General features: G+C 67.1%; 22 protein-coding genes. 9 read left to right on the top strand and 13 right to left on the bottom strand.

Going from position 1 to position 22,869, the window contains the following annotated elements:
• Positions 1-4 precede the first annotated feature (4 nt).
• The 3 genes from AC1D2F_RS19260 to ccsB are packed head-to-tail and all read left to right on the top strand — an operon-like array spanning position 5 to position 3,653.
• The gene (locus tag AC1D2F_RS19260; RefSeq protein WP_229993737.1) at positions 5-760 is read left to right on the top strand and encodes a cytochrome c biogenesis CcdA family protein; all 756 of its coding nucleotides are present in this window, start codon (positions 5-7) and stop codon (positions 758-760) included.
• Complete coding sequence (resB, locus tag AC1D2F_RS19255; RefSeq protein ID WP_476967498.1) at positions 760-2,535, top strand: cytochrome c biogenesis protein ResB; 1,776 nt, start codon at positions 760-762, stop codon at positions 2,533-2,535. Before AC1D2F_RS19260 ends, resB begins: the two co-directional genes overlap by 1 nt.
• Positions 2,535-3,653 (top strand): c-type cytochrome biogenesis protein CcsB, encoded by a 1,119-nt coding sequence (ccsB, locus tag AC1D2F_RS19250; protein WP_476967497.1) that lies wholly within the window; start codon positions 2,535-2,537, stop codon positions 3,651-3,653. Before resB ends, ccsB begins: the two co-directional genes overlap by 1 nt.
• Before the next feature lie 630 nt (positions 3,654-4,283).
• On the opposite strand, the gene AC1D2F_RS19245 is transcribed toward ccsB, so the two are convergent.
• Together AC1D2F_RS19245 and AC1D2F_RS19240 are read right to left on the bottom strand one after the other, a co-directional pair.
• The gene (locus AC1D2F_RS19245) at positions 4,284-5,159 is read right to left on the bottom strand and encodes a hypothetical protein (protein WP_476967496.1); all 876 of its coding nucleotides are present in this window, start codon (positions 5,157-5,159) and stop codon (positions 4,284-4,286) included.
• 664 nt (positions 5,160-5,823) lie between these two features.
• Positions 5,824-6,252: a PLD nuclease N-terminal domain-containing protein gene (locus tag AC1D2F_RS19240; protein ID WP_476967495.1), complete on the bottom strand. Its 429-nt coding sequence runs from the start codon at positions 6,250-6,252 to the stop codon at positions 5,824-5,826.
• A 130-nt stretch (positions 6,253-6,382) separates the two neighbouring features.
• Here AC1D2F_RS19240 and AC1D2F_RS19235 point away from each other — a divergent pair, with 130 nt between their 5' ends.
• Entirely contained in the window at positions 6,383-6,706 is a 324-nt protein-coding gene (locus AC1D2F_RS19235) for a DUF4229 domain-containing protein (protein ID WP_364745025.1), read from the top strand.
• 114 nt (positions 6,707-6,820) lie between these two features.
• On the opposite strand, the gene AC1D2F_RS19230 is transcribed toward AC1D2F_RS19235, so the two are convergent.
• The 5 genes from AC1D2F_RS19230 to AC1D2F_RS19210 form a co-directional block, all read right to left on the bottom strand.
• Positions 6,821-7,702 carry a 1,4-dihydroxy-2-naphthoate polyprenyltransferase gene (locus AC1D2F_RS19230; RefSeq protein WP_229994763.1) on the bottom strand — a complete coding sequence of 294 codons (882 nt, stop codon included), beginning with the start codon at positions 7,700-7,702 and terminating at the stop codon, positions 6,821-6,823.
• A gap of 60 nt (positions 7,703-7,762) precedes the next feature.
• Positions 7,763-8,908 carry an AMP-binding protein gene (locus AC1D2F_RS19225; RefSeq protein WP_476967516.1) on the bottom strand — a complete coding sequence of 382 codons (1,146 nt, stop codon included), beginning with the start codon at positions 8,906-8,908 and terminating at the stop codon, positions 7,763-7,765.
• Between the two features lie 23 nt (positions 8,909-8,931).
• Positions 8,932-9,885 (bottom strand): 1,4-dihydroxy-2-naphthoyl-CoA synthase, encoded by a 954-nt coding sequence (locus AC1D2F_RS19220; RefSeq protein ID WP_229994764.1) that lies wholly within the window; start codon positions 9,883-9,885, stop codon positions 8,932-8,934.
• Positions 9,886-9,906: 21 nt separating this feature from the next.
• A complete protein-coding gene (locus tag AC1D2F_RS19215; protein WP_229994765.1) occupies positions 9,907-10,347 on the bottom strand; it encodes a VOC family protein in 441 nt (146 codons plus the stop codon).
• A 137-nt stretch (positions 10,348-10,484) separates the two neighbouring features.
• On the bottom strand, positions 10,485-11,246 hold the full coding sequence (locus AC1D2F_RS19210; RefSeq protein ID WP_476967494.1) for a lysostaphin resistance A-like protein: 762 nt from the start codon (positions 11,244-11,246) through the stop codon (positions 10,485-10,487).
• A gap of 52 nt (positions 11,247-11,298) precedes the next feature.
• On the opposite strand from AC1D2F_RS19210, the gene AC1D2F_RS19205 reads away from it, so the two are divergent.
• The 5 genes from AC1D2F_RS19205 (at position 11,299) to AC1D2F_RS19185 (ending at position 17,465) form a co-directional block, all read left to right on the top strand.
• Positions 11,299-12,267: a metal ABC transporter substrate-binding protein gene (locus tag AC1D2F_RS19205; protein WP_476967493.1), complete on the top strand. Its 969-nt coding sequence runs from the start codon at positions 11,299-11,301 to the stop codon at positions 12,265-12,267.
• Positions 12,264-13,112 (top strand): metal ABC transporter ATP-binding protein, encoded by an 849-nt coding sequence (locus tag AC1D2F_RS19200; RefSeq protein ID WP_476967492.1) that lies wholly within the window; start codon positions 12,264-12,266, stop codon positions 13,110-13,112. Before AC1D2F_RS19205 ends, AC1D2F_RS19200 begins: the two co-directional genes overlap by 4 nt.
• Before the next feature lie 3 nt (positions 13,113-13,115).
• Positions 13,116-13,991: a metal ABC transporter permease gene (locus tag AC1D2F_RS19195; protein WP_229994769.1), complete on the top strand. Its 876-nt coding sequence runs from the start codon at positions 13,116-13,118 to the stop codon at positions 13,989-13,991.
• 100 nt (positions 13,992-14,091) lie between these two features.
• On the top strand, positions 14,092-15,741 hold the full coding sequence (locus AC1D2F_RS19190) for an ABC-F family ATP-binding cassette domain-containing protein (protein WP_229994770.1): 1,650 nt from the start codon (positions 14,092-14,094) through the stop codon (positions 15,739-15,741).
• 266 nt (positions 15,742-16,007) lie between these two features.
• Entirely contained in the window at positions 16,008-17,465 is a 1,458-nt protein-coding gene (locus tag AC1D2F_RS19185; protein WP_229994771.1) for an amino acid permease, read from the top strand.
• A 37-nt stretch (positions 17,466-17,502) separates the two neighbouring features.
• Here the strand turns inward: AC1D2F_RS19185 and AC1D2F_RS19180 are convergent, their stop codons facing one another.
• From AC1D2F_RS19180 to AC1D2F_RS19155, 6 genes are all read right to left on the bottom strand, one after another.
• Complete coding sequence (locus tag AC1D2F_RS19180; RefSeq protein WP_476967491.1) at positions 17,503-18,324, bottom strand: aldolase/citrate lyase family protein; 822 nt, start codon at positions 18,322-18,324, stop codon at positions 17,503-17,505.
• The gene (gene hpaH / locus AC1D2F_RS19175) at positions 18,309-19,094 is read right to left on the bottom strand and encodes a 2-oxo-hept-4-ene-1,7-dioate hydratase (protein WP_476967490.1); all 786 of its coding nucleotides are present in this window, start codon (positions 19,092-19,094) and stop codon (positions 18,309-18,311) included. The genes AC1D2F_RS19180 and hpaH overlap by 16 nt, the downstream gene beginning before the upstream one ends.
• Before the next feature lies 1 nt (position 19,095).
• Positions 19,096-20,184, bottom strand: a complete 1,089-nt coding sequence (hpaD, locus tag AC1D2F_RS19170) for a 3,4-dihydroxyphenylacetate 2,3-dioxygenase (RefSeq protein WP_229994774.1) — start codon at positions 20,182-20,184, stop codon at positions 19,096-19,098.
• A 39-nt stretch (positions 20,185-20,223) separates the two neighbouring features.
• Entirely contained in the window at positions 20,224-21,738 is a 1,515-nt protein-coding gene (hpaE, locus tag AC1D2F_RS19165) for a 5-carboxymethyl-2-hydroxymuconate semialdehyde dehydrogenase (RefSeq protein WP_476967489.1), read from the bottom strand.
• A gap of 9 nt (positions 21,739-21,747) precedes the next feature.
• The gene (locus AC1D2F_RS19160; RefSeq protein WP_476967488.1) at positions 21,748-22,452 is read right to left on the bottom strand and encodes a GntR family transcriptional regulator; all 705 of its coding nucleotides are present in this window, start codon (positions 22,450-22,452) and stop codon (positions 21,748-21,750) included.
• Positions 22,445-22,869, bottom strand: a 425-nt coding sequence (locus tag AC1D2F_RS19155) for an RraA family protein (RefSeq protein ID WP_476967487.1), incomplete at its 5' end; no start/stop codon positions are given. The genes AC1D2F_RS19155 and AC1D2F_RS19160, both read right to left, overlap by 8 nt.

The raw sequence follows: 22,869 nt of genomic DNA, 5'->3' as shown, positions 1-22,869 counted from the left end.
CGCCGTGAACAGCCCCTTCGCCGAAGCCATCCTGAACGGATCGCTCCTGCTTGCCATTCCCGTCGCGCTGCTGGCCGGCCTCGTCTCGTTCCTCTCGCCCTGCGTCCTTCCGCTGGTGCCCGGCTACCTGGGCTACGTCACGGGACTGACCGGCGTCGACCTGCAAAAGCAACGGCGCGGGCGCATGCTGGCCGGCATCGGGCTGTTCGTCCTGGGCTTCTCCGTGATCTTCGTGCTCCTCGGCGGGGCCTTCGGGCAGCTGGGCAGCCTCATCACCGGCTCGCAGAACAGGTGGATCACCCAGCTGCTGGGCGTCATGGTGATCGTCATGGGCGTCGTGTTCATGGGCGGCTTCGGCTGGCTCCAGCGCGATGCCAAGATCCACGCCAAGCCACCGGCCGGGCTGTGGGGCGCGCCCCTGCTGGGTATCACCTTCGGGCTGGGCTGGGCACCGTGCATCGGCCCCACCTATTCCGCCGTCCAGTTGCTCAGCCTCTCCGGCGGCTCGTCGGCGGCCAAGGGGGCATTTCTGGCCTTCGTGTACAGCCTTGGGCTGGGAATCCCCTTCCTGCTGATCGCCCTGGCCGTGCGCCGCGGCATCGGGGTGATGTCCTTCTTCCGCACGCACCGGCTCGCCATCCAGCGCACCGGCGGCGGGATCCTGATCCTGCTCGGCCTCCTGATGGCCAGCGGTGTGTGGGGCACCTGGGTCTCCGGGTTGCAGTACTGGTTCCAAACCGATGTGAAATTGCCAATCTGATGAGCGAGCGCGTGAACGAAAAGAAGAAGAAGTCCTCGAAGCCCGAGGCGGTCCTGCCCTCGCTGGGCGCGTTGGGCATGCTCCGGTGGGCGTGGACGCAGCTGACCAGCATGCGCACGGCCCTGTTCCTGCTCCTGCTGCTTGCCGTCGCCGCCGTGCCCGGCTCGCTGTTCCCGCAGCGCCCGGCCAACCCGGCGATTGTCACGCAGTACATCAAGGACCACCCCGACTACGGCGCGATCCTGGACTCGCTGCAGCTCTACGACGTTTACTCCTCGGCATGGTTTTCCGCGATCTACATCCTGCTGTTCGTCTCGCTGATCGGCTGCGTGATMCCACGCGCTATCGCGCACTACAAAGCGATGCGCTCCCAGCCCCCGCGCACCCCCGCACGCCTGTCCAGGCTCCCTGAATACGGCACCCTGGTCATTCCGGCCGACGCCGGGATCCCGGCGTCGGCGGCCATCTCCGATGCCGGARAACTGCTGAAGAAGCGCGGATACCGGGTCGACGTCCGGGACCGCGACGGCGCCCGCCCCTCTTTGGGGGCCGAGCGTGGCTTCCTGAAGGAGGTCGGCAACCTCGTCTTCCACACCTCGCTGATCGGAGTGCTGGTCTCGGTGGCGGCCGGCGGCCTCTTCGGCTACAGCGGGCAGCGGATCCTGGTGGAGGGCGACACGTTCGTCAACACCCTCGTCGGCTACGACCAATTCACGCCCGGCACCAACTTCCAGAGCAGCCAGCTCCAGCCGTATTCGGTCCAGCTGGACAAGTTCGACATCACCTTCGACCGCGAATCGCAGGGCAAGTTCGGCCAGCCCATCGACTTCACGGCCGCCGTGACCACGAAGGAAAACCCGGACGCACCCGCCAAGCAGGAAGTGCTCAAGGTCAACGACCCGCTCAGCCTCGGCGGCACCAGCGTGTACCTCACGGGTAACGGCTACGCTCCCGTGGTCACCATCCGCGACCGCGCCGGAAATATTGCCATGCAGGGGCCAGTGGTCGCCAAGCTCCAGGGCGAGAACTACTACTCCTCCGTGGTCATCAAGGTCCCGGACGCCAAGCCGGAACAGCTCGCCTTCGCCGGGTTCTTCCTGCCGACGGCGTTTGTCACCGACCAGGGGGTGTCCTTCAGCGGTGATCCGGAGCTCATCAACCCGCAGCTGACCCTGAACTCCTACTTCGGCGACCTCGGCCTGGACGCCGGCTCCCCGCAGAACGTCTTCGAGCTCGACGTCAAGAAACTGACGCCGCTCAATGCCCGCAACCTGGACACCAAGGGCATCGTCCTGGCGCCCGGGAGCAGCTACACGCTGCCGAACGGCAAGGGTTCCATCAGCTTCGACGGCGTCAAGCGCTACATCGGCGTGGACATCCACCACAACCCCGGCCAGCTTTACGCCCTGATCTTCGCGCTCCTGGCCGTGGCCGGGCTGGTGACCTCGCTCTACGTCAACCGCCGCCGCGTCTGGGTCCGCACCGGCACCCACGAGGACGGCCGCACCATGGTGGAGTACGGTCTCCTGGCCCGCGGTGAAGACCACCGCCTTGCCGGGGAGGCCGCAGCCATCCGCAAACTCCTTTCCGACGAATGGCTATTGGGCGAGGACGCCACGATCGGTTCCCAGCCCGCTCCCAGCACAACGGCGGATAATGACCGGGCGGATTCCGCCGCGAACGGCGCCGGCAGCACACACGCCACCGAAGAACAACCCGCAGAAGACTTCATCCAGTCAACAGCCGGCTCTTCCGAGTCGAAGAAGGATCAGTAATGTTGTTCTCGATCAACGAAACCATGGGCCAGTACAGCGAGCTCTTCATGCTGCTGGCCGCAGGCACGTACACGGTGGCGTTCATCGCCTTCGCCTGGGACCTGGCCAAGAGCAGCAAGATGCTGCGCGCGGTGGACCTGAAGGCCGCGGAACTCGCCGCGCAGGCGACGACAACCGAGGCAGCGCGCATGCCCGTCGGCGTCGGTGCGGGGACCGCCGGAGGCGACGTTGACCGCTCCGATGAGGACGTCAGCGGCCCGGCAGGCCGTGCCGAGCGTCCGACGTCGGCCGTCTCCGGGCGCGGCACCGCGGCAGGTGCGGGCCAGACCGCCGACGGCAGCATGCGCTACGGCGGCGAGCGGCGTGCCCCCGCGCGGGTGGCCGTCGCGCTGACCGTCCTCGGCGCTGCGATCCATGCGGCCGGTGTGATCACCCGCGCCCTCGGTGCAGGCCGGGTGCCGTGGGGCAACATGTACGAATTCCTCACCACCGGCGCATTCGTGGCCGTGGCAGTCTTCCTCCTCGTGCTGATCCGCCGTGACCTGCGCTTCCTGGGCACGTTCGTGATCGGCCTGGCCATCATCATGCTGGTTGCGGCCTCCATCGCCTTCTGGACGCCCGTGGGCCACCTCGTACCGGCGCTGCAGAGCTACTGGCTGATCATCCACGTTTCCATCGCGGTGATGTCCTCGGCCCTGTTCACCCTGACTTTCGCGATGTCCGCGCTGCAGCTCGTGCAGTCGCACCGGCAGAAGACCATCGCGGCCGGCGGTGCCGACAAGCTCGGGTTCATGCGCCTGGTCCCGAACGCCCTGAGCCTGGAGAACCTGTCGTACCGCATCAACGCCATCGCGTTCGTCGGCTGGACGTTCACGCTCATGTTCGGCGCCATCTGGGCCGAGAAGGCCTGGGGCCGCTTCTGGGGCTGGGACACCAAGGAAGTCTGGACCTTCGTGATCTGGGTGGTCTACGCCGGATACCTGCACGCCCGCGCCACCCGCGGCTGGACCGGAACCCGTGCCGCCTGGCTGTCGATCGTCGGCTACCTGTGCGTGGTCTTCAACTTCACGATCGTGAACCAGTTCTTCAACGGCCTGCACTCCTACTCGGGACTGTAAGCCGCACCCCAGCCCACGATTCGCCACAGATGGCCGCTAAGCCGATGCGCTTGGCGGCCATTCGTGTCAGATGAGTGCGGTTGGGGTGGCGCGGCGTGGCGGGCACTGCGTGGGGTGGCGCGGCGTGGCGTGGCGGGCACTGCGTGGGGTGGCGGGCACTGCGTTGCGTGGGCTTCGGCCGATGACCTTTGGACCCGCGGGCGGGTTCTTTCCGGGCTGCGGCTGGCCCGAACTCCGTCTATTTGCCGCAGATGGCCGCTATGCCACCGTGCTTAGCGGCCATTCGTGTCAAGTGAGTGCTCCGTGGGGCGGGCACGTTGACGTTGCCCCGGCTTCGGCCCCAGGCCTTTGGAGCCGGGGGCGTGTTCTTCCGGGCTGCGGCTGGCCCGAACTCCATCTATTTGCCGCAGATGGCCGCTATGCAACCGTGCTTAGCGGCCATTCGTGTCAAGTGAGTGCTCTGTGGGGCGGGCACGTTGACGTTGCCCCGGCTTCGGCCCCGGGCACGGGCCTTCGGAACCGGGGCGTGTGGTTTGCCCGAGTGCGCTTGAACTTCGTCCCGGTGCTTCCAGGGGCTCCGCCAGCACTCTCTCCATCGATTCGCCGCAGATGGCCGCTACGCCACCGTGCTTAGCGGCCATTCGTGCCAAGTGAGTGCGCTGTGGGGCGGGCACGTTGACGTCGCCCCGGCTTCGGACCCGGACTTGAACCATGCCCGGGAGTCCAGCCGCGCTCCGTCAGCGCCGCGCGCACGCGGGTAACCGCGGCCGGCTCCATCCCAGGGGCGAACGGGGTCAAGTCCCATTGGGTCAATACGACGACGCGCCACCCGGCATCCCTGGCGTTCTCATCCCGAGAGATGTCGCTGCGACGCTGGGCCGGACTGGCGTGATGCCCGCCGTCGTACTGAATCGCGATCTTTTCTTGCTCGTAGGAGAGGTCCGGGTCCTGGATCCAACCGCCGGCCTCGTCGAACATGGGGACGTTGATCCCCGGTTCGGGCAGGCCATGTCGAATCAGAAGTAGCCGGAGTTCGGTCTCTTTGGGGGAGTCGGTGTCGGCGCGTATCAGGGAGCGGGCACGCATAGCGCTCCGGTAGCCCGCCCTGCGTTGCTTCCCGGCGAGGAATGCGTCCAGCTCATCGATGGTGGTCAGTGGATTTCTCCGCCGCAACAGGAAGTCCCCGGCAATCACCAATTCATCGAGGCTCAGGATGCCGGCGAGATCGAACCACGTCCGCAGCGGGGAGGTGCAGCTCACCCTGGCCCCGGGCACGATCTCCCCCGGTTCAAGTGACTGCTGATGGCCCACCACATTCTTATGCCGCACAGCCCGATGGCCCGGCCGACTCGTCAGATGGACGACAGCCAGATTCTCCAAGGCCTGCGGCAGAGGAAAACCCCACAGCACTGCCGCAGACAGATGACTCACGATTGCGCCCGTCACGGCCGTCAGGGCATGCACGCGTTCCAGCAAACTATCTGGGGTGGCGGCGGTGGCGCGCACTCCGTAACAGGGGCTGACGAGATCCCGGGCCCGGGTCCGGCGTCGGCCCAGCCCGGCACTGCGGACCTCGGCCACGGTGAAGGGCCGGTTTCGAAGTGGGGGAAGCTCACTGGGCTGGCGCATACGAGCATTCTGCGCCGACGCCGAGAGTGCTCGGAGGTTATCCACAGAGCGGGCAGGGTGTGGGGGAGGAGTGGACCGTGGAAGCTGCAGGCGCGGGCGCGGATGAGCGGCGGCCGTTTGCCGGAGATGGTCGCTATGAGGCGGGGATTCCGGCCATCTGGGGCGAATGGCCGCAGTTGGGATGCCCGGTGGTGGGGGGATGGCCGAAGACGTACGGGACGCCTGGGCCCGGTGCGGGGACACACTTGGCAAGCTGCAGTCGCGGATGAGGCGCGGGCGCGGATGAGCGGCGGCCGTTTGCCGGGGATGGTCGCTATGAGGCGGGGATTCCGGCCAGCTGGGGCGAATGGCCGCAGTTGGGATGCCCGGGGGTGGTGGGGGATGGCCGAAGACGTACGGGACGCCTGGGCCCGGTGCGGGGACACACTTGGCCAGCTGCAGTCGCGGATGAGCGGCGGCCGTTTGCCGGAGATGGCCGCTTTGAGGCGGGGATTCCGGCCATCTGGGGCGAAAGGCCGCAGTTAGGAAAGCCGGAAAGGTGCTATTTGACTTCGTCGGTGCCTGGCGTTCCGGCGTCACCGGGTTCGTGGGCATCGCCGGCGCCCTCCGTGCCGCTGGCTTCCGCGCTGGCGGCGTCGGGCTTGCGATCCTTGGCGTCGAGTTCTTCCTTGAGCTTCTTGAGCCTCTCGGCCTCGGCCTGGTGGCGGCGGCGGATTTCAAGGTTGCGGAGGAATTCGGGGTCGTCGTCGGGCGCTATCGGGTGGCTGTAGGGGACCGGTGCGGTGTCCGTGGCGCGGGGGCGCCCAAGGAGGAACCACAGGGTGGCGCCGACCACGGGGAGGAGAATCTGCACGAAGATCCAAGCGGTCTTGGAGATGCCCCTGGTCAGCCGCGCGTCAGTGCGGATGAGGTCGACCAATCCATAGACAAATACGGCCAATATGACGATCGGAACCACTACACGGAGCATACCTTCAGTCTAGCCGTCGGGCGCCTCGACGGCGCAGGTCACTGTGTCCCGGTGCAGGCCGCCGGCGCCGCAGCGGCGGGGAGCAAGGTGGCCGAAGCAGCGCCGCTGTCCTGGCGGCTAAACTTGAGGGGTGGCATTCCTCAAATACACCCTGATTCGGCTGGCGCTGTTTGCGCCCTTGTTTGCGCTCTTCCTCTACTTGCAGCTGGGGGTGCTCCTGGCTGCCCTGTGCGCCGGGATGATGTCCTTCGCCATCAGCTTCCTGTTCTTCCAGAGGCAGCGCGACGCGGCCACGGCGACGCTCCACCACCGGTTCTCGGGCAAGGCCAAGCCGATGCGCAGTGCCGGCGAGGTGGCTGACGCCGAGGCCGAAGACCGCCTCGTGGACGCGAACCCCGACATTGCAGTCCGCACGGACAACCGCCCCAAGGATTCCCAGCAGCCAGGGTCCTGAGCCCCGGCCGTCATTTCAAGCAGTCCTTGAAAAGCCGCGGCTCTGAGCCCCGGCCGTCATTTCAAGCAGTCCTTGAAAAGTCGCGGCTCGAAGCCGCGGCTCAGAGCCCCCGGCTTAGAACCCGTGGCTGAGGACGAGTCCGATTGAAAACAGCGCGGCGAAGCCGAGGTTGATCAGTCCGGTCTGCTTCAGGACGGGGATGAGGCTCTTGCGGCGCCGCCCGGCGATCATCAGCCAGGACGGCATGAGGCTGGCGGGGATCAGCAGCAGCACGATCAGCATCCACGGCCGAGCGGGGGCCAAGACGATGACCAGCAGGATCGCGACGGCGAGCATCAGCACGTAGCTTTCGCGTGCGTGCTTGTCCCCGAGCCGGACGGCCAGGGTTTTCTTTCCCGCCTTTCTGTCGGTCGGGATGTCGCGGACGTTGTTGGCCATCAGCAGCGCGCACGCGATCAGCCCGGTGCCGATCGCCCCGATGATGGCGGCGAGGCTGAGCTGCCCCGCCTGCGTGTACGTGGTGCCAAGCGTTGCGACGAGCCCGAAGAACACAAACACGAAGACGTCGCCCAGGCCGAGGTATCCGTACGGGTTCTTGCCCCCTGTGTAGCCCCAGGCGGCCAGCACGCAGCCGAGGCCGACCAGGATGAGCCACCAGGCCTGCGTGATGATCACAAGGATCAGGCCGAACAGCATCGCCAGCCCGAACGCCGCGAACGCGGCCCGTTTGACGTGCTCCGGACTCGCGGCCCCCGAGCCCACCAGCCGGAGGGGACCCACCCGGTCCTCATCCGTGCCGCGGATGCCGTCCGAGTAGTCGTTGGCGTAGTTGACGCCGATTTGCAGGAGCAGGGCGACCAGGGCCGCCAGCACGGCGTTCAGCAGGATGAACGAATCCATCTCGTAGGCGGCTGCGCTGCCGATCAGCACCGGTGCGATCGCAGCCGGCAGGGTGCGCAGTCGGGCGCCTTGGATCCATTGTGCGGCTGTGGCCACGGTCAGTACCTCGTTGATTGGTTGAATACCCGTTGGTTGGTTGAATAGCCAGCGGCTTGTTTATTTTCCCTGATGGAGCGCATCAAGCAGGACCGTCATGCCCAGGCGGTCCGGTTTGCCGTTGGGCAGCATGAGCAGTTCCGCCGCGGGCAGGACCGTTTTCGGGGCCAGCGCGCCCAGCGCGGGTCCCCAGGTTTCGTTCCGGCGGGCGGCGAACGCCGCCATGCCTTCCGGGGAACTGTCGCCGACGGCGACGTACGCGGCCAGGGCGTGGCCCCACTCGGCGGAGGGCACACCGGCGACAAAAGCCGCCCGCACGCCGTCGAGCTTTTCCAGCTCAGCCTGGACATAGGCGGCGGAAACCTTGACGCCGCCGGTGATGACGACGTCGTCGGCCCGGCCGAGAACGGTGAGCCGGCCGTCAGCGTCCAGTTCACCGAGGTCATTGGTCCGGTACCAGCGGATGCCGTCCTCTTCGATGAACGTCGCTGCCGAGAGCTCGGGGGCCTGAAGATACCCGGCGGCGACGGTTGCCCCGCCCAGCAGGATGCGGCCGTCGTTCTCCACCCGGACCAGGACGTCTTCGAGCGGGAAACCGTCGTACACGCAGCCGCCGCAGGTTTCGGACGAACCGTAGGTGGTCACCACGCGCACTCCGGCGTCCCGGGCCCCGGCGAGCAGCTCGGCAGGGGCGGGGCCGCCGCCGAGCAGGATGGCGTTGAAGCGCCGCAGCACCGCCAGCGTCTCGGCTGAGGGCGCGTCCAGCAGCCTCTGAAGCTGGGTGGGCACCAGCGAGGTGAAACGGATATTGTCCGTGAGCTCCAGCGCCGCGGCGGTGAAGGCCTCCGGCGTAAAGCCGCCGGACAGGTCCATGACCCAGGGGCGGGTCCCGGCAAAGAGCGAGCGGACCAGCACCTGTACCCCGGCCACGTACTGGACGGGGAGGGCCAGCAGCCACTGGCCTTCGCCCTTGAGCGCAAAGGCGGTCGCCACGGACGAGGCTGCCAGGGCTTCGACGGTGAGGATGGTCGCCTTCGGCGCGCCGGTGGACCCGGAGGTCCGCACCACGACGGCCGCGTCCTCGATGCCGGCCGTGTCAGGGAATCCCAGCACCGGTGAGCCGTCCGGCCCGGCGGAGAGTTCGACGGCGGGACCCTCGCCGTGGAGGGCAGCAGCCAGCGCCTTGAGCGCGGGTTCGATGTTCATGGCTCCGGAAGTCACAATGCGCCTTAGAAGTAGTACGGGAACGCGGACCAGTCGGGATCGCGCTTCTCGAGGAAGGCCTCCTTGCCCTCCACGGCCTCGTCGGTCATGTAGGCCAGGCGCGTCGCCTCGCCGGCGAAGACCTGCTGGCCGGCCAGGCCGTCGTCCGCCAGGTTGAACGCGAACTTGAGCATGCGGATGGCCTGCGGGGACTGCCGGGCAATGTCCGCGGCGTACTCCAGGGCGACCTCCTCAAGGCGTCCGTGGTCCACGGCCTCGTTCACGGCGCCCATCCTGACCATGTCCTCGGCGGAATATTCGCGGGCCAGGAAGAAGATTTCCCGGGCGGCCTTCTGGCCGATCTGGCGGGCCAGGAGGGCCGAGCCGTAGCCGGCGTCGAAACTGCCCACGGTGGCGTCGGTCTGCTTGAATTTTCCGTGCTCGCGGGAGGCGATGGTGAGGTCCGAGACGACGTGCAGGGAGTGCCCGCCGCCGGCCGCCCAGCCGTTGACGACGGCGATGACCACCTTGGGCATGGTGCGCATGAGCCGCTGGACTTCCAGGATATGCAGCCGGCCGGCGCGGGCGGGGTCGATGGTCTCCGTCGTTTCCCCGTTGGCGTACCGGTAACCGTCACGGCCGCGGATCCGCTGGTCCCCGCCGGAGCAGAACGAATGGCCGCCGTCCTTGGGGGAGGGGCCGTTTCCGGTGAGCAGCACGGTGGCCACGTCCGGGGTCATCCGGGCGTGGTCCATGGCGCGGTAGAGCTCGTCCACCGTGCCCGGCCTGAAGGCATTGCGGACCTCGGGGCGGTCGAAGGCGATGCGCACGGTGGGCAGGTCCCGGACCACAGAGCCGTCCGCCCCACGCTCCACCTGCCGGTGATAGGTCATGTCCTGGAAGTCGTCGAAACCGGACACGGTGCGCCACCGGGTGGGGTCAAAGACGTCGGATACCTTGGCGGGGATTTCGTTGCTCACAGTCCGAGTCTAGTAATCGCGTCAGCTGATGCAGAACTCGTTGCCTTCCGGGTCCGCCATGGTGTGCCAGGAATGCGGTCCCTGGCTGGCGGTCCAGAGGAATGTGGCGCCGCGCGCTTCAAGGGCGGCCCGCACGGCATCCTTGTCTGCGCCCGCGAGCCTCACGTCCCAGTGGACCCGGTTCTTGACGCTTTTTTCTTCCGGGACGATCTGGAACAGAATGCGCCGGGCGGGCGATTTGGCGTCGAGTTCGTCTGGCGGGCGGATGGCGGCGCCCTCGCGCCACACGAGCTTGCCATGGTGCATCGTGGTGTCCGCCTCGGTAGCGAAGCCCTGATCGATCATGGAGTGGATGAAAACCTCATCCTGTGGCTCCACCGCCCATTCCAGTGTTTCAGCCCACCAGTCGGCGAGCTCGTGCGGGTTTTTGCAGTCCACAGCGATCTGGATGTTCAGTGTCATGGAAAGAACCTACGACGTCGGCGCCCACGCCGGAAGGGTCCGGACCGGCATATCTCCCGCTGTTTCCAAACAACGCGGGGTCACGCACGAACCCGCCGTGCCCCGCATGGGCCGCAAGTGACCCCGCGTTGCTTTGGCTAGCCCTGGACCTGCTGCAGCTGTTCGAGGACTTCCGGCGGAATCGCGTAAATGAAGATGACCGCGAGGAGGTTTTTGGAGGCGTGGACGAAGTAGGAGAACATCACGTTCTTCCCGGTCCAGACATACACGGACACCAGGACGGCGCCCATGGCGAGGTAGGGCATCAGCACCTGCAGGGTCATTTGTTCCTGGCCCACGATGTGCAGCGCCCCGAAGAGGACCACGGAGAGGACACAGCAGACCCAGAGGTTGACCCGGCGGCTCAGTTTGCCGATCAGCAGATGGCGGAAAATGTATTCCTCGACGAACGGTCCCACCAATACCAGCAGGGGCACCATGAGCCAGACCGGGACCTGCTGCATGAGCGCTTGGAGCCCGGCCTGATTGGCGGAGGTCTGCACCGGCCCGCTGACCGCCACGAGAACCGCGGTGAGGGTAAGCATCACCACGACGGCCAGCGGCACCATGAGCGCCGTGAACCAGGGCCGTGTGGCCAGGACGCGGAGGTCCCGGACGGCAACGCGCCGCGCGGCGGTCAGGGCAAGGATGCCGATAGTGGCGTAAAAGATCAGGTTGACCGCGTAGGACGCCACCGCAGGATTGGGCGATATCTGCAGCAGCAGCGGCGCCAAAAGCCCGCCCGCCACGGCGAACATTCCCGCCACAGCAACATAGAGCCCAACGGTGACGAAATCGAGCCGGGAGAACCGGTAAAGTTCCGGCTGCGGCGCGGGTGGTGTGCGGAGAGCTGTGCCCATGTCCCCAGCCTAGCGCCGCGGCAAGGTTGCGCAGTCACGTACAATATTCGGCATGCCTAAATTTTCGTTTCGGTGCGCCAAAGTTGTCCGCCGATCCCGTCCCGTTCGCGCCGCCGGAGCCGCCGCGGCTGCCGTTCTTCTCTGCCTGTCCCTGGCCGCGTGCGGGAGTGCCGGCCAGGGCCAGGGGTCCGGGGACGGGAAGCCCGTAGTTTTGACCACCTTCACCGTCCTTGCCGACGTGGCCCAGAACGTGGCGGGGGACAAGCTGCAGGTCGAATCCATCACCAAGGCCGGCGCTGAGATCCACGGCTATGAGCCCACCCCCGGCGATATCCGCAAGGCAGCCAAGGCGGACCTGATCCTGGACAACGGCCTGAACCTTGAGGCGTGGTTTGCCCAGTTCGTTGAAGGCCTGGACGTTCCGCACGCCGTGGTGAGCGAAGGCGTGGAGGTGATGTCCATCAGCGAAGACTCCTACCAGGGCAAACCGAACCCGCACGCGTGGATGTCGCCGGTCAACGTGCAGATCTATGTGGACAACATGGTGAAGGCGTTCTCGAAGCTCGACCCGGACAACGCTGCGGTCTTTGAGGCGAACGGCGCGGCCTACAAGGCCAAGCTCCAGTCGGTGAAGGATGAAATGGTCCAGAAGCTGGCGACTGTCCCCGAGGCGCAGCGGGCCCTCGTGACGTGCGAGGGCGCGTTCTCTTACCTGGCGCGCGACGCCGGCCTCCGGGAGGTCTACATCTGGGCCGTCAACGCCGAACAGCAGGCCACCCCGCAACAGATCACCAAGGCGATCGAATTCGTGAAGGCCAACAAGGTCCCCGCCGTCTTCTGCGAGTCCACGGTGTCGGACGCACCGATGCGCCAGGTGGAGGGAGCCACGGGTTCGAGGTTCGGCGGGGTGCTGTACGTGGATTCGCTCTCCGAATCGGACGGGCCCGTCCCCACGTACCTGGACCTCATCCGGCACGACTCCAAGATCATCACCGAGGGCCTGACAGGAGCGGCATCATGAGCAATCCGGCGATTCTGGTGGAAAACGTCACCGTCCACTACGGCGAGGTCCTGGCGCTCGACGCCGCGTCGCTGTCCCTTGACACTGCCCGGATCTGCGGCCTGGTGGGCATGAACGGCTCCGGCAAATCCACGCTGTTCAAGGCGATCATGGGAATGATCAAGCCCGACGCCGGCCGCGTCCTCATCAACGGTGAACCGCCCGCCAAGGCGCGCAAGGCCGGCGGGATCGGCTACGTCCCGCAGAGCGAGGACGTGGACTGGCAGTTCCCGCTGTCCGTCCGCGACGTGGTGATGATGGGCCGCTACGGGCACCAGGGGTTCACCCGCCGCGCTTCCAAGGCGGACCGCGCCGCCGTCGACCTCGCCCTGGACCGGGTGGAACTCTCCGAGTTCGCCGGCCGGCAGATCGGCCAGCTTTCGGGCGGGCAGAAGAAGCGTGCCTTCGTGGCCCGGGGAATCGCCCAGGGAGCCACCATGATGCTCCTGGACGAGCCGTTCGCCGGCGTCGACAAGCGCTCCGAGGCGACCATCACGCGCCTGCTCAAGGAGCTCGCCTCGGACGGCTGCACCATCCTGATCTCAACCCATGACCTTCATGCCCTGCCGCAACTATGCGACGAAGCCGTGCTCCTGATGCGCAAAGTCCTCATGCACGGCCCGCCCGAGGTCGTCCTGCAACCCGAGCACCTGGCCATGGCATTCGGCCTCGACGTGCTCAACCGCGACCTCCCCGGCGCGGCCGACCCCGACGACGGTCTCACCGCCCCGGATCCCGCTGACCGGCAACTCACTGACCCGGATCTCCCTTACCGGGCCGCATCGAAACCACAAGGCAGGAGCTGACCCATGGATCTCTTCGACATCCTGCTGGAACCGCTGAGCTATGACTTCATGGTCCGTGCCATCATCACCACGGCGCTGGCTGCGATTGTGTGCGCCGTGCTGAGCTGCTGGCTGGTGCTGATCGGCTGGTCACTGATGGGCGACGCCGTCTCCCACGCCGTGCTGCCGGGCGTGGTGCTCGCCTACATCGTCGGGGCGCCCTTCGCCCTGGGAGCGCTGGTATTCGCGCTCATTGCCGTGACCCTGATCGGGGTGGTCCGCAACACGAGCCGGGTGAAGGAGGACGCGGCGATCGGGATCGTCTTCACCTCACTGTTCGCCCTGGGCCTGGTGCTCATCTCCGTCACACCGAGCCAAACGGACCTGAACCACATCATCTTCGGCAACCTGCTCGGCGTCAGCATCCCGGACCTCATCCAGGTTCTTGTGCTGGGCGTGGTCGCCTTCACCATCCTGATCCTCAAGCGGCGCGACCTGACGCTCTACGCCTTCGACCCCACGCACGCCCACGCGATCGGGCTGTCCCCGAAACGCCTCGGAGCCCTCTTGCTGGGCCTCCTGGCGCTGACCTCCGTCGTGGCGCTGCAGACCGTGGGCGTGGTGCTGGTAGTGGCCATGCTGATCATCCCCGGCGCCACGGCCTACCTGCTGACGGACCGGTTCTCCCGCATGCTCGTGATCGCGCCGGTCATTTCCGCGGTGTGCTCCATCGCCGGCATCTACCTCAGCTATTACCTCGACACCGCCTCCGGCGCCATGGTGGTCCTGACGCAGGGGGCCGCCTTCGCCGCCGTCTACCTGTTCAGCCCCCGGCAGGGCCTGATCGGGACGCGGCTGGCGAAGGCCCGGCGCAAGAACGCGGTTGTGCTCGCGGCCTGAGCCCGGCCGACGGCGGCAGGCGCCTCAGCGGTGGTCGTCGGTGCCATACTGAGGACGCAAGCCGCCGCCGGCAGGCTGGGCAACTACTTGCGAGGACTCCTTGAGCGAACATCTCCGCCTTTCGGGCGTATCCCATGGCTATGGGGACCGCCAGCTCTTTGCCGACGTCGACATTGCCATCACAGCCGGTGAACATGTGGCGATCGTCGGCGAGAACGGCGCGGGCAAATCCACGCTGCTCCGGATCTTGGCCGGGCTCGAGGCCCCGGACGAGGGCACCGCTGTCAGCCACGGCCGCGTGGGCTATCTGGCCCAGACCCACGGCCTGCCGGATCAGTTCACCGTCAGCAACGCGATCGACGCCGCACTGGCATCCCTCCGCGCCCTGGAGGCCGAGCTGGACCGCCTGGAGGGCGGGCTTGCCGACGCGGAAACCGGCGAACTGGAGCGCTACGGAAACCTGCAGACGCAGTACCAGCTCAGGGAAGGCTACGCCGCGGAATCCCGGGTGGAGGCGGCGCTGGACCGGCTGGGCCTGGGCGGGCTGGACCGGATGCGGACACTGGGCTCGCTCTCCGGCGGGGAACAGGAACGCGTGGCACTGGCCTGCGTACTCGCCGATCCCGCGGACATCCTGCTCCTGGACGAACCCACCAACCACCTTGACGCCAGCGGCACGGCCTGGCTGGAGGCGCGGCTGGCGGCGCACCGCGGAACCGTGGTGGTGGTCTCCCACGACCGCGTGCTGTTGCGAAAAGTGGCCACAACCGTGATTGAGGTGGATGCCGAACGCCGGACGGTCAACCGGTATGGCAACGGCTACGAAGGCTACTTGCGGGAGAAGGCGGCCGAACGCCAGCGCTGGGCCCAGCAGTACCGCGGGTGGCTGGACGCGATGGCTGCCGAGCAGCTCCAGGCGGACACGGTCGCGGGGAAGATGGGCTACGCCCGCCAACGCGACGGCGACAAAATGGGATTCGACTTCAAGGCCGGCACGTGGCAAAAGGCGGCCACCAGCAAGGTCCGCAATGCCCAGGAGCGTCTGCGCCGGCTGGAGGCAAACCCCGTCGACCGTCCCCCGGTGCCCCTGAAGCTGGCGACGGATCTGCGGGCAGACGTTGCGGAGGGCCCCGCTCTCGAAGCGAAGGGGGTGACCGTGCCCGGCCGCCTGGAACCCACGGACTTCCGCGTCGAAGCGGGCCAGAAAATCCTCATCACAGGCCCCAACGGCGCAGGCAAGTCCACGCTGCTCTCCGTTCTCGCGGGCACGCTGGAACCGGCCAAGGGCACCGTGGTGAGGCACGGCCGGATCGGCTACCTGCAGCAGGAGCTGGAACTCCCGCAGCGCCCGGCGTTGCGTCTCTTGCCCGCTTTTGCCTCGGGCCTGGGCGGCAACATCGATGAGCACGCCGAGGCGCTGCTGCGCCTGGGACTGTTCCGGACCAGCGAATTCCACGTACCGGTGGGCAGCCTGTCCGCAGGGCAGCAACGCAGGCTGGCGCTGGCCCGGCTCCTGCTGGGCGGCTTCGGAACGATGCTGGTGGACGAGCCCACCAACCATCTGGCGCCCGTGCTGGTGGAACAGCTTGAAGCGGCCCTTTCCGACTTCGACGGGACATTGGTCATGGTCAGCCACGACCGCGCGCTGGGGGAGTGGTTCAACACGTGCGCCAAGCGAAGCGAAACCGGGCACGGGGCCGGCGCCGGAAACTGGCTCCGCTACGCCATGCGGGACGGCGCCCTGGCGTAGCGGAACGATGCGCCGGGATTTGCGGACTCGAAATGGAACATTGTTCGGCTATTCTGCAGATTTGGCGCCATTAATTAGGGATAGTACCCATCTGGTGTTGCCCGCGTCACGGCCAAGCCGGGAATTCTAGTACGATGGATGAGCCGCGCGAAGCTTTGACTTTGTGAGGTTCGGTACACGAGGCTGCCCCACCGGGCAGAACCCGAATGCTGTGTAACCGAATCCCGGTCCCGTCCCGGCCATAATTCGACCTACAAGGAACCGTTGTGCCATCACTTACCCCCACAGAACTCAAGAGCGCGCCAGCGGAATCCGCCGTCGACTCGACCCTCAGCGCCGAGGGCTATAAGAAGACCCTGAGCGGCCGCCACGTGACGATGATCTCGATGGGTGGCGCAATCGGCGTCGGCCTGTTCATGGGGGCCGGCGGACGCCTGGCCTCCACGGGCCCGGCGCTGATCTTCTCCTACGCCATTGCCGGCGTGATCGCCTACCTGCTCATGCGGGCACTGGGCGAGCTCATCATGTACCGCCAGACCTCGGGCTCCTTCGTCAGCTACGCCGGCGAAATGTTCGGCAAGAAGGGCGCCTTCCTCTCCGGCTGGATGTACTTCATCAACTGGGGCATGACCGGGATCGCGGAACTGATCGCGATCGGCCTGTACTTCCAGTTCTTCTTCCCCAATGTCCCGGTGGAAGCCTCCGCGATTGCCGCCCTGGCGCTGCTGGTGGCCGTCAACCTGCTCAGCGTCAAGGCGTTCGGCGAGTTTGAATTCTGGGCTTCCTGCCTCAAGGTTGGCGCCATCCTGATCTTCCTGGCCGTTGGCACCTTCATGGTGGTCACCAACGCCAAGGTGGGCGATGGCCACGCCTCAGTCGCCAACCTCTTTGCCGACGACGGCGGGATGTTCCCCAAGGGCGCCCTCGTGATGGTCCTCGTGCTCAACGCCGTGATCTTCGCCTACAACGGCATCGAACTCGTCGGCATCACCGCCGGCGAGATGGAAAACGCCAAGCGCGAAGTGCCCAAGGCGATCCGCGCCGTCGTACTGCGCATTGTAGTGTTCTACGTCGGTTCCGTGCTGCTGCTGGCCATGCTGCTGCCCTCCGACCAGTACAAGGCCGGCGTGTCCCCGTTCGTCACCGTGTTTGGCCAGATGGGCCTCGGCTGGGTGGGCGACGTGATGAACATGATCGTCATCACCGCCGCCCTGTCCTCCTGCAACTCGGGCCTGTACTCGATTGGCCGTGTCTTCCGCACCATGGCCAACAACGGGCATGCCCCGCAGTGGCTCACCAAGATGTCCAAGCGCCACGTACCGTACGCCGCCATCCTCGCGATCGCCGCTTTCTACCTCGTGGGCATCCTGCTGAACATCTGGCTGGGCGGCTCGCACGCCTTCGACCTCGCGCTGAACACCGCGTCCATCGGCGTGATCTTCACGTGGGGCGCCATCTTCGCCAGCCAGATCGCGCTGCGCCACCAGAAGGGCCGCGTCTCCAGCCTCCCCATGCCGGGCTCGCCCTGGACCAGCTGGGCCGGACTGGTCGCGCTGCTGGCCATCACCGTGCTGATCGGCTTCGACACCATGACCAGCAAGACCGGCGAGGTCTTCCACCTGGGCCTGTGGACCCTGGCCACCGTTCCGTTCTTCGCCCTGGTGCTGTGGCTGGGCTGGCAGAAGGTCAAGAACAACGCGCCCAAGAGCGAGCTCTACAGCTAGGACCCACCGGTCCCGKCGCGTTTAACGCCGCGGATCTTCAGTAGCTGGCAGGGGTGTCGGCAGGCCCCACCACCGGGTCCGCTGGGATGTAGTCGGCAGCGAGTGCCTCGGAGCCGCGGGCCAGGATGGACACATCGGCCCCGACCAGCACGAAGGCCGCGCCGGCTGCCATGTAGTGGCGCGCGGTGGCGGGGTTGAAAGCGTTCACGCCCGCGGGTTTGCCGGCCGCTTTGGCGGCGGCAAGGCAGTGTTCGACGGCGGCGCGCACCCGGGGGTGTTCCTGCTGGCCCAGCAGCCCCATCGAAGCGGCGAGGTCGGCGGGTCCCAGGAAGATGCCGTCCACGCCGTCCACTTCTAAGATCTCCTCGACGGCGGCGACGGCGGCTTCGGATTCGATCTGCACGGTGACGCTGACGGTCCCGGACGCGCGGGCGAGGTAGTCGGGGATCCGGTTCCAGCGGGCGGCGCGCGCCAGGGCCGAGCCCACGCCGCGGACGCCGTGCGGCGGATAGCGGGTGGCCGCTACCGCCGCTTCCGCCTCGGTCACCGAGTTCACCATGGGGATCAGCAGGTTCTGGACGCCCAGGTCCAGGTACTGCTTGATCAGCACCGTGTCGTTCACCGGCGGGCGGACCATCGCCTGGACCGGGTAGCCGTGGACGGCCTGCAGCTGGGCCAGGATGGATTCGAGCCCGTTGGGGCTGTGCTCGGCGTCGATCAGGAGCCAGTCCAGTCCGGCACCCGCGCACAGTTCGGCCACCAGGGGGCTGCCGGAGCAGACCCACATCCCGGCCAGCGGGCGGTCCGCCGCGGCAAGTGCGTCACGGAAGGTGGCGTCGGGTTCTACTCGAAGCGGCATGTCACAACTCCCAGGGGTCCGTAGTCGGCGTGGACGGTATCACCCTTGAAGACCCAGAGGGGCCGGGTGAAGGAGCCGGCGAGGATGATGTCGCCGGCCTTCATCCCGTCCCCGTGGGCGGCGATCTTGTTGGCCAGCCAGTGCACGCCGTTGGCCGGGTGGTCCAGGACACCGGCGGCCACGCCGGTTTCCTCCACGGTCTGGTTCTTGTAGAGGATGGCGGAAACCCAGCGGAGGTCCACGGCGTCGGGCCGGACGGGGTTTCCGCCCACCACCATGGCGCCCATTGCGGCGTTGTCGGCGATGGTGTCCACGATGGTCCGGCCCTCCATCTCGATCCGGGAGTCCAGGATCTCCAGGGCCGGGACCACGTAGTCGGTGGCGTTCAGGACGTCGAAGATGGTGCAGCCGGGGCCGGCCAGGTCCTTCTTCAGCACGAACGCCAGTTCCACTTCGACCCGCGGGTGGGTGTACTGGTCCCACTGCACCGAGCAGCCGGTCTCCAGAACCATGTCATCGAAGATGGCGCCGTAGTCCGGCTCGGTGATGCCGGTGGCGGCCTGCATCGCCTTGGACGTGAGGCCGATCTTGCGGCCCACCAGGGCCCGTCCGGCGTCCTCGTTGCGGCGCCGCCACAGCTGCTGGACGGCGTAGGAGTCCTCCACCGTCATGTCCGGGTAGCGGGCCGTCAGACGGGGGACCGGGGTCCGGCGCCGGCCGGCTTCCACCAGTTCGTCGGCGATCGCCTCGATGGTCGCGGGATCCAGCACGCTAAACCTGCGCTCCGAGCTTGAAGCCCGTCTTTTCTCCGGCGGGGCCGTCCTCTTCCTTGCGGGTGTAGGAGAAGCCGTCCGCGCCCACGGTCACGGCCATCTCGCTTTTTTCCTCACGGACAATGACGGGCTGCGGGTTGCCGTCGAGGTCCAGGACCAGGGAAGCCTCGGTGTACCAGGAAGGGACCACGGGATTGCCCCACCAGTCGCGACGCTGGTTGTCGTGGACGTCCCAGGTGATGATGGGGTTGTCCGGGTCGCCGGTGTAGTAGTCCTGCGTGTAGATCTCGATGCGGTGGCCGTCCGGGTCCAGGATGTAGAGGTAGAACGCATTGGAGACACCGTGCCGGCCGGGGCCGCGTTCGATCCGGTCGGAGATGCGCAGGGCACCCATCTTGTCGCAGATCTGGATGATGTTGTGCTTCTCGTGCGTGGCGAAGGCAATGTGGTGCAGCCGCGGGCCGTTGCCGCCGGTCAGTGCGGTGTCGTGCACGGTCTGCTTGCGGTGCATCCAGGCAGCGTAGGTGACGCCGTCGGAGTCCTTGATGTCCTCGGAGACGCGGAAGCCCAGGTCCTCGAGGTATTTGCGGCCGCGCGGGACGTCCGGGGTGACCTGGTTGAAGTGGTCCAGCCGGACCAGCTCGCCGGCCGAGTAGAGGTCGTAGCGCTGGGTGAGGCGCTCGACGTGTTCGGTCTCGTAAAAGAATTCGTAGGGGAAACCGAGCGGATCCTCGACGCGGACGGCGTCGCCGATGCCCTTGGTGAAGCCTTCCTTGCGGCGTTCGGTGCGGCAGCCCAGTTCCTTGTAGTAGGCCTCGGCGGCGTCCACCTCGGCGGGGGACTTCACCCGGTAGGCGAAGGCGGCCGCAGCGGCCACGGGGCCCTTGCGCAGCACCAGGTTGTGGTGGATGAACTCTTCCAGGGACCGCAGGTAGATGGTGTTCTCGTCTTCCTCGGTGACGTGCAGGCCCAGCAGGTCCACGTAGAACTCGCGGGACTTGGCGAGGTCCGTGACCACGAGTTCCAGGTAAGCGCAGCGGACGATGTCCGGGGCCGGGACGGTGGGGGTGGGGACGAAGTTGGTCATGGTGTTCTCTCTTCTTTGAAAGGGGGGTGGTGTGCGCTGTTAGGCGCCGAATTTGGGGGTGTGAACGGTGCCGAGGGTGATGTGGACGGCCTGCTGGTCGGTGTAGAAGTCGATGGACCGGTAGCCGCCCTCGTGGCCCAGGCCGGAGGCCTTGACGCCGCCGAACGGGGTGCGGAGGTCGCGGACGTTGTGGCTGTTGAGCCAGACCATGCCTGCCTCGACGTTCTGCGAGAAGTTGTGCGCCCGGGTCAGGTTCTGGGTCCAGATGTAGGCCGCCAGCCCGTACCTGGTGTTGTTCGCCAGGGCGAGGGCTTCCTCGTCGGTATCGAAGGGGGTAATGGCGACGACGGGGCCGAAGATCTCCTCCTGGAAGATCCGCGCGTCCGGGGCGACGTCGGCGAACACGGTGGGGGCGATGTAGTTGCCCTCGGGAAGGTGGTCCGGGCGGCCGCCGCCGGCCAGCAGCYGGCCCTCGGACTTGCCGATCTCCACGTAGGAGGCCACCTTGGCGTAGTGCTCCGGGTGGACCAGGGCACCGACCTCGGTCTTGGGGTCGTGCGGGTCGCCCACCACGATGTTCTTGGCCCGGGCGGCGTACTTGTCGCAGAATTCCTCGTACACGGCGCGTTCCACCAGGATCCGGGAGCCGGCGGTGCAGCGTTCGCCGTTGAGGGAGAAGACGCCGAACAGCGCGGAGTCGATCGCGGCGTCGAGGTCGGCGTCGGCGAACACGACGCACGGTGACTTGCCGCCGAGCTCCATGGACAGGCCCTTGAGGTTGGCCGCGGCGTTGCGGAAGATCGTCTGGCCCGTGGTGGTTTCACCGGTGAAGGAGATCAGCGGGACATCCGGGTGCTTCACCAGGGCGTCGCCGGCTTCCTCGCCGAGGCCGTTGACGAGGTTGAACACGCCGTCGGGAAGGCCGGCGTCCTTGAAGATCGTCGCCCACAGCGAGGCGGACAGGGGAGTGAATTCGGCCGGCTTGAGGACCACGGTGTTGCCGGTGGCCAGGGCCGGGGCGAGCTTCCAGGATTCGAGCATGAACGGGGTGTTCCACGGGGTGATGAGGCCGGCGACGCCGATCGGCTTGCGGTTGACGTAGTTGATCTGGGCGCCGGGGACCTTCATGGCGTCGTCGAACTGGGCCACGATCAGGTCCGCGAAGAAGCGGAAGTTCTCGGCCGCGCGCAGCGCCTGGCCCTTGGCCTGGGTGATGGGCAGGCCGGTGTCGAAGGTTTCGAGCTCGGCGAGGCGTGCCTCCTGGGCCTCGACGGCGTCGGCGATCCTGTTCAGGATCCGGGCCCGTTCGCGGGGCTTCATCTTCGGCCACGGTCCGTTGGTGAACGCGTCGCGGGCGGCGGCGACGGCGAGGTCGATGTCTTCCTTCTGGCCGGCGGCGGCGGTGGCGTAGTTCTGGTTGGACACCGGGTCCAGGACGTCGAAGGTCGCCCCGCCCACCGAATCAACGAATTCGCCGTTGATGTAGTGCTGGATGTGGGTGGGAAGGTCCTTCGGAACGTAGTGGGTCTGGGTGGATTCGGCAGTGAACGTCATTGTTTTTCCTTACTGCTGTGTGGTCTGCGGGGTCGGGAGCTCGATTGCCGCCGCCTGGGCGAGGTACGCGTCCAGGGTGGCGCTGCGGTGGCGGCGGGCGGCCTTTTCGATGTCATCCGGGCTGGCGCCGGACTCGATGAGCTGCAGCAGGGCCTCGTGCTCGTCCACGGATTCGTGGGCGCGGCCGGGGACGAAGCGGAACGTGGATGAGCGCAGGGACGCCAGCCGGTTCCAGCCCCGGTGCACGAGGTCCAGGATGTGCGGGTTGGGGCAGTGCTCGAACAGGACGCTGTGAAAGTCCTGGTTCAGCCGGGTGAACCGGACGGGGTCGAAGTGCTGCAGGCATTCGCGCATCTCAGCGTTGACGGCCCGGGCGCGGGCCACGTCCGCCTCCCCGATCAGCGGAGCCGAGAGTGCTGTGGCGGCGCCCTCGACGATGCTGAGCGTCTGCATTGTGTAGAGGTACTCGGTGGGGTCGATGCCGGCCACCGTGGCGCCGACGTTCCGCTCGAACTTGACCAGGCCCTCGGCCTCGAGCCGGCGGATGGCTTCGCGGACCGGGACCACGCTGACACCCAGGTCCTCGGCGATCTTTGCCAGCACCAGCCGGTAGCCGGGGGAGTAGGTCCCGTCCACGATCCGCGACTTGATGGCCGCATAGGCCTGCTCGGATTTGCTCACTGTTGCAGTGGCCGTGGCAGCTGTGTCAGTCATGGGCTTTGCCGGCTTCCCATTCCTGGTAGCGGGTCCGCCATGCGGCGTTGAGCGGGTAGAGCCCGTCCACGCTGTGGCCCTGCTGCACCATTTCGGCGATGAAGGTCTCCTCGCGTTCCTGGGCGATGGAGTCGTCCGCGAGCTCTTCGGCGAGGGCCGGCGGGATCACCAGGATGCCGTCCGCGTCGGCCACGATGATGTCCCCGGGCTGCACGGTGGTGCCGCCGCAGGCGATGGTGATGTCCGTGTCCCACGGGATGTGCCGGCGGCCCAGGACTGCGGGGTGCGGGTTGGCATAGTAGGTGGGCATGTCCATGGCGGCCACGGCGGAGAAGTCGCGGACGCCGCCGTCGGTGATGATGGCGGCGGCGCCGCGGACCTGGGCGCGGAGGGCCAGGATGTCGCCGATGGTGCCGG

This window comes from Arthrobacter sp. P1_B3 (genome assembly GCF_056406615.1).
Note: the sequence above shows the minus strand (reverse complement) of the source record. Positions and strands in the feature narration are given on the sequence as shown.

Coding starts and splice junctions, on each gene's coding strand:
- AC1D2F_RS19205 (WP_476967493.1), top strand. CDS start 11,299: ATGCCTAAATTTTCGTTTCGGTGCGCCAAAGTTGTCCGCCGATCCCGT.
- AC1D2F_RS19200 (WP_476967492.1), top strand. CDS start 12,264: ATGAGCAATCCGGCGATTCTGGTGGAAAACGTCACCGTCCACTACGGC.
- AC1D2F_RS19225 (WP_476967516.1), bottom strand. CDS start 8,908: ATGAACATCGAACCCGCGCTCAAGGCGCTGGCTGCTGCCCTCCACGGC.
- AC1D2F_RS19210 (WP_476967494.1), bottom strand. CDS start 11,246: ATGGGCACAGCTCTCCGCACACCACCCGCGCCGCAGCCGGAACTTTAC.
- AC1D2F_RS19195 (WP_229994769.1), top strand. CDS start 13,116: ATGGATCTCTTCGACATCCTGCTGGAACCGCTGAGCTATGACTTCATG.
- AC1D2F_RS19180 (WP_476967491.1), bottom strand. CDS start 18,324: ATGCCGCTTCGAGTAGAACCCGACGCCACCTTCCGTGACGCACTTGCC.
- AC1D2F_RS19215 (WP_229994765.1), bottom strand. CDS start 10,347: ATGACACTGAACATCCAGATCGCTGTGGACTGCAAAAACCCGCACGAG.
- AC1D2F_RS19160 (WP_476967488.1), bottom strand. CDS start 22,452: ATGACTGACACAGCTGCCACGGCCACTGCAACAGTGAGCAAATCCGAG.
- ccsB (WP_476967497.1), top strand. CDS start 2,535: ATGTTGTTCTCGATCAACGAAACCATGGGCCAGTACAGCGAGCTCTTC.
- AC1D2F_RS19240 (WP_476967495.1), bottom strand. CDS start 6,252: ATGCTCCGTGTAGTGGTTCCGATCGTCATATTGGCCGTATTTGTCTAT.
- hpaD (WP_229994774.1), bottom strand. CDS start 20,184: ATGACCAACTTCGTCCCCACCCCCACCGTCCCGGCCCCGGACATCGTC.